7 protein-coding genes and 1 pseudogene are annotated in these 4,622 nt (G+C 35.4%); 3 read left to right on the top strand and 5 right to left on the bottom strand.

Annotated features, from left to right (window positions below):
• Window positions 1–259, top strand: a 259-nt coding sequence (locus BJN41_RS13275) for an integrase core domain-containing protein (protein WP_032069928.1), incomplete at its 5' end; no start/stop codon positions are given.
• A 38-nt stretch (window positions 260–297) separates the two neighbouring features.
• Here BJN41_RS13275 and BJN41_RS16030 read toward each other — a convergent pair.
• The 3 genes and pseudogenes from BJN41_RS16030 to BJN41_RS13260 form a co-directional block, all read right to left on the bottom strand.
• A pseudogene (locus BJN41_RS16030) lies at window positions 298–660 on the bottom strand (relaxase/mobilization nuclease domain-containing protein); the annotation flags it as partial.
• On the bottom strand, window positions 644–1,138 hold the full coding sequence (locus BJN41_RS13265) for a MobC family plasmid mobilization relaxosome protein (protein WP_057692602.1): 495 nt from the start codon (window positions 1,136–1,138) through the stop codon (window positions 644–646). The gene BJN41_RS13265 and the pseudogene BJN41_RS16030, both read right to left, overlap by 17 nt.
• A gap of 413 nt (window positions 1,139–1,551) precedes the next feature.
• Complete coding sequence (locus tag BJN41_RS13260; protein ID WP_070155750.1) at window positions 1,552–1,797, bottom strand: hypothetical protein; 246 nt, start codon at window positions 1,795–1,797, stop codon at window positions 1,552–1,554.
• Window positions 1,798–1,949: 152 nt separating this feature from the next.
• On the opposite strand from BJN41_RS13260, the gene BJN41_RS13255 reads away from it, so the two are divergent.
• Together BJN41_RS13255 and BJN41_RS13250 are read left to right on the top strand one after the other, a co-directional pair.
• Window positions 1,950–2,174, top strand: coding sequence for a helix-turn-helix domain-containing protein (locus tag BJN41_RS13255; RefSeq protein WP_070155748.1), 225 nt, complete (start codon window positions 1,950–1,952; stop codon window positions 2,172–2,174).
• A 454-nt stretch (window positions 2,175–2,628) separates the two neighbouring features.
• The gene (locus tag BJN41_RS13250; RefSeq protein ID WP_070155744.1) at window positions 2,629–3,174 is read left to right on the top strand and encodes a hypothetical protein; all 546 of its coding nucleotides are present in this window, start codon (window positions 2,629–2,631) and stop codon (window positions 3,172–3,174) included.
• Between the two features lie 567 nt (window positions 3,175–3,741).
• Here BJN41_RS13250 and BJN41_RS13240 read toward each other — a convergent pair.
• A complete protein-coding gene (locus BJN41_RS13240; protein WP_227515244.1) occupies window positions 3,742–4,041 on the bottom strand; it encodes a hypothetical protein in 300 nt (99 codons plus the stop codon).
• Window positions 4,042–4,340: 299 nt separating this feature from the next.
• On the bottom strand, window positions 4,341–4,622 hold a 282-nt coding region (locus BJN41_RS13235), incomplete at its 5' end, for a transposase (RefSeq protein ID WP_070155738.1).

Here is a 4,622-nt window from a genome sequence, read left to right as displayed (position 1 = left end):
TTTACGAGCATCAGTCGGTACGACTGGTGATTCATACGATAATGCTTTGGCTGAAACGGTGAATGGCTTATACAAAACAGAGGTGATTGAATATTTAAAAGCAGATTGGCAAGGTTTAGCAGATGTACAACTTGCGACACTAAACTGGGTAGATTGGTTCAATAAAAAGCGTGTACACAGTGCACTGGGTTATGTATCGCCTTTTGAGTTTGAAGCAATGTACTATGATAAGATTAACCCGTTAGGTCAGGTGGCCTAACTTAAATAAAAAAGTCTCCGACAAACCCGGTACGGTTCATCGAGTCGTGGCACTAAAACGTGAATATGCTTTGAGCCGTCATCGTCAGTGTGTTGGACAGCAAATAGGTGGTATTGCGATGGATCGAGTCCAGCAAAAGCGTGTGCTTCAAACTCAGTTAAAACTTCGTGGATCTGCTCATTTGTTGGTGCATCGTCTTTTGACCACGCGATGATGCCCGATGTGTATTTCCACAGGTGCCGGCTTGAATTGCAGATTGAGTTAAAAGTGGTGGCGTCACCTCGTAAGACTTCGATTCCTGCTCGTACCTGTCCTTTGTGATCTAAGTCATCAAGTAGATAAGCTGAAGCGTGTGTAGCCGATCCCTTTCCATGCGCTAAAAACTTAATATGCATCTTCATCCTCCTCGATCAAATCGACAGAAGGAAGAGAAAGTAATTGTTTTTTAATACGATCTGGGGTCTGTCTACTGATTTTAGGCAAGTCGGGGGAGAGCTGTTCAATTTGGTCTTGAATTGCTTTGAGCGCGTGGAAACACCTAAAAATATCCAGCTTGCGCTGTTCTTCTGCGGTAGCGTTTTTTAGGATGTTTAAGGCTCGGGCGATTTGGTTGAGATTATTCCCGATCTTGGCCAGCTCGAGCAGTAATGCTGGGTCTGTTTTTTGATAGCGCTTTATGACTTCAAAAACCGTTTTGATTTTGAATCTAGGCGGTGGATCTTGCTCATCGTATCTAAATGCCATTGCTGCTTGGGATAGCTCGCGTTGGATTAACGACTGAATGAAATCCGTAAACCCTTCTTGTGTTTCTTTTAGATATTTCTCAAGTTGTTCCCATTGCAGCTGTGTCTGCCTGAAAATTCTGTTTTTTGTTCGCATATCATCAACCGATTAAATAAAAGGCGTTTGCTTTTAGCTCAACGAAGTTGAGCTGCCCATCTGCGATGGGCTAAGGGTGGTCTTAGGAGGGTTTCCCTCCTAACAAGCCCTGTAGATCAAAATTCGGAGAATTTTGTATATACAGGTAGGCTTGCTTATCTCATTTCGGATTCCTGAAAGAACCAAAAATCACAAGGATGATGCTATGACGAAGAGTTTCTAATGTGTAAAAAAAAAGCGAAAAGTTCATGAAAAAGGTTTATGTTTTATGTGTGTTTGTCTCGGTAATAATTTTTATAAAGCGAATCTAAGGCTTTTATTTTTCTGTTTTTTATGGTTTGGATTTTTCCTCTTTTGTAGTGGTTACTTTGATTTCAAATGCTACAAAAGAGGAAGTGTGATTCATCAATTAATTAATAGTCAAAATTAAAGAAATTTTCTGGAAAACAAGACAGAAAGGCTTTTTGAATATCGCTGTATTCACCCTCAGGATGTTCTTCTAGATAATCTTTAACCCAAATCAGTGTTGCTTCATAATCGTTAAAACATCGATCTATATTTAAAAATAACCAAAGCTCATGTGCTTTTTGAATGAAAAAGTCATTGATGATCATAAGCGCAATTTTCTTTTCAGTATTTGAATTCGGGTACGAATACATAATGTTTTCTCCTATAGAGATGGTAAATAGATTAGTTGATAAGCCATTTATAACAAATAAAAATATGTGTTTGCCACATATTTTTATGTGTTTTTATGTAAATGTAACCCTATGCTATAATTTCAAAACACCATTTCTATAAATTTAATCAAATGCCATATACTGAATTTCAACGTCTTATCGGTAAAGCAGGGCTTTCAATTAAAGAATTTGCTGAATTATTGGGCATAAAACCTAATTCAATTACGAATTACAGTAAACAAGGTGTCGTGCCTACACATATTGCTGTAATTGTTGCGTTGATTTCTACGATGAAAGATGAGGGATTGGATTTCTATCCAGTTTTTGAAAAAGTTAAATCGTATTCAAAAGATTAAAACTCTCGTGTTTTAATTGTTTTAAGCTGTGAGTGATGATGTAAAAAATGCCTGAACATCAGGCATTTTTTTATTTTGGGGTGCTTATAAACCTCGATAGAAGTTTTCAATAAAGTTTCGAGTTTTGAGAATCAGGGTATTCATCATGGTCTTCCGTTCTGAGATCTTAGAACGATTAATCGGTAAATGGACATTTTTATTGGTGAGAATAYAGACAYTTTAAATGGKTTCTAACACCCACCCAAGGCATGGCTTTTAGTCATGCTTTTTTTATCAAAAGAGTATAGTTTTTTAATGTTTCAGTAGTTATGCTGTATGTTCAACTCATAAAATTTTAGTTCATAAAATTAGGTCATCAAACAAATAAGTTATTGAAATACAAATAATGTCGTGAATATTGATAAGATTAATCGGTTCGAGCTATATAGATATAAATAACAATACAGGGGTTAGTATGAGTTTAGGAATTACACCTAGTCCAGAGATGGAGAAAGAAGAGTTAAAAGTAATAGACACTTTTATCAAAACATACGTAAAAAAGTTACAGGAATACGAATCCTTTAACCATTCAAAAGCAAAGGAAGTCACAAAGTTACTGAAAGAAAATCTAGAACCATTTGAAAGAAAAGATACTAAGAAGTTACTTAATTATGGTGAACCTCTTACTGCACAGCAAAAGCGTGACTTAGAAATAAATACTAGATTAAAAGTAAACACTGGATTTCTGAGTTTTATAAATACTGAATCTATAGATAAAACAGATTTATTTGCATTCATCACAGAAGCTGAATTTTATGCTAGAGCCAGAGCTTGGTCAGAAAGAGAAATAAACAGAGCTAAAAAGTTTAAATCAACCTTAAGGCTTACTGTAGATAAAGAATCTTGCCCTAATTCAATAAGTGAGGATGGAACATACACCACTAAGAATGCACCTTTACTACCACTCCCTACTTGTGGAAATAAATGTATGTGCATGTATTTTACAGAAGTTAGTTTTTAATAATCCAACAAAAGTACGCTGTCTACGTGAATAGAAATTAATTAGCAGGGCTATCATGCTCACTCATTCACGTAGATGAAGCAAAATAAATATTAATTTTATAAATTACTTTTTTAGCTCATCAATGTATGTACCGCAATGTTTGCATTTACGAGCATCAAACCGAATCAACTCCCTACAATCGGGGCAATTGATATTTGGGACATTCTCAAAGACAGGCTGACTTATAGAGACTCTTTCTTGATTTTGTAGTATCGGCTTTTGGCTTGCAGGTATTACATCCGAACTGCCACAAAATTTACATTCTCCTATACCTGATCTACGCCAGATCATGTATATCACTCCAGGAATGATATAGAACAAAATTAGAATAAAAGTGATCCATCCACTCCCTTTTAATTTTGATTCCCCACACTGTTTACACTTATTGCAATAAACTATAGCCATAAACTTTTATCTATAAAATTTTTATTAATATTAATCATTTATTACTAACTAAACAATCGACAGAAAATCAAATTAAAATTATCATTAGACTATAGTTTTTTCTTTCTGCGGTCAGCTCTGCTATAGCTTCGATAGCTCTAACGGATCGTTAAAAATAAAATCGCGTCTATCAATAAAAATTATGCCTTTGTTGTGTCGCTTGATAGAACGCTTTGCTTTGTCAAAGTCATGAGCATCCCAAAAACCATCGCCAGCACATAGAATCAATGGGTGCTGCCATTCCGCCATCTGTGCCAGTGCTACGACTTTTTGAGTCCCGCTGTCTGCTTGCCAGCGAACAAAAATAATGGACTGCGCGGCTTTTATTAATCTACACGCATTTTTTGATAATCTCGATTGAACGCTCATTAAAATATCCATATCCTAAACTTTAGGATATTATATCAACTAAATAGCAACTAATCAGCAATTAAATAGCAACTAAATTAAAATGATGGTCCCTCAAGGTCATCCTTTGTTGAAGTAACAACTGTTTCAAATTGGTTATAAAAGTGGGGCAAAGTTCCCGCTCTGCCCCTACAACCATGACTAGTGTTCTATCATTGGACTATAGCTGAATGATAGCGAGCCGAATCGCATACAGCATCTATCATTAAACTTAATTTAATAATTAAATGATAGTGTTATCATTAATCTAATAGAATAGGACTTACGCACTATTATTTAAAGATTCTCTGTGGTAGCAGATGATTTTTATCGAGAATAAAGTCATCAATGAAGTTTTTGATAACTGGTCTAAATAATTTCTTCTGCCAACGATATACATTTTCAAAGATCCGCTCAAACTGGTTCTTTTGTATCTCGACGTAGGCCATCAAGGCTGAAAAAATATGATTCAAAATCAGTTTAGATCGTCTTACTTGAAACTTTTCAATATGACAAACCTGTTTAATCACCCGGTGATATTGCTCTATTTTCCAATGACTTGAATGTAATTCATG

The organism is Acinetobacter towneri, assembly GCF_001758345.1.
Lineage (GTDB): Bacteria > Pseudomonadota > Gammaproteobacteria > Pseudomonadales > Moraxellaceae > Acinetobacter > Acinetobacter towneri_A.
Note: the sequence above shows the minus strand (reverse complement) of the source record. Positions and strands in the feature narration are given on the sequence as shown.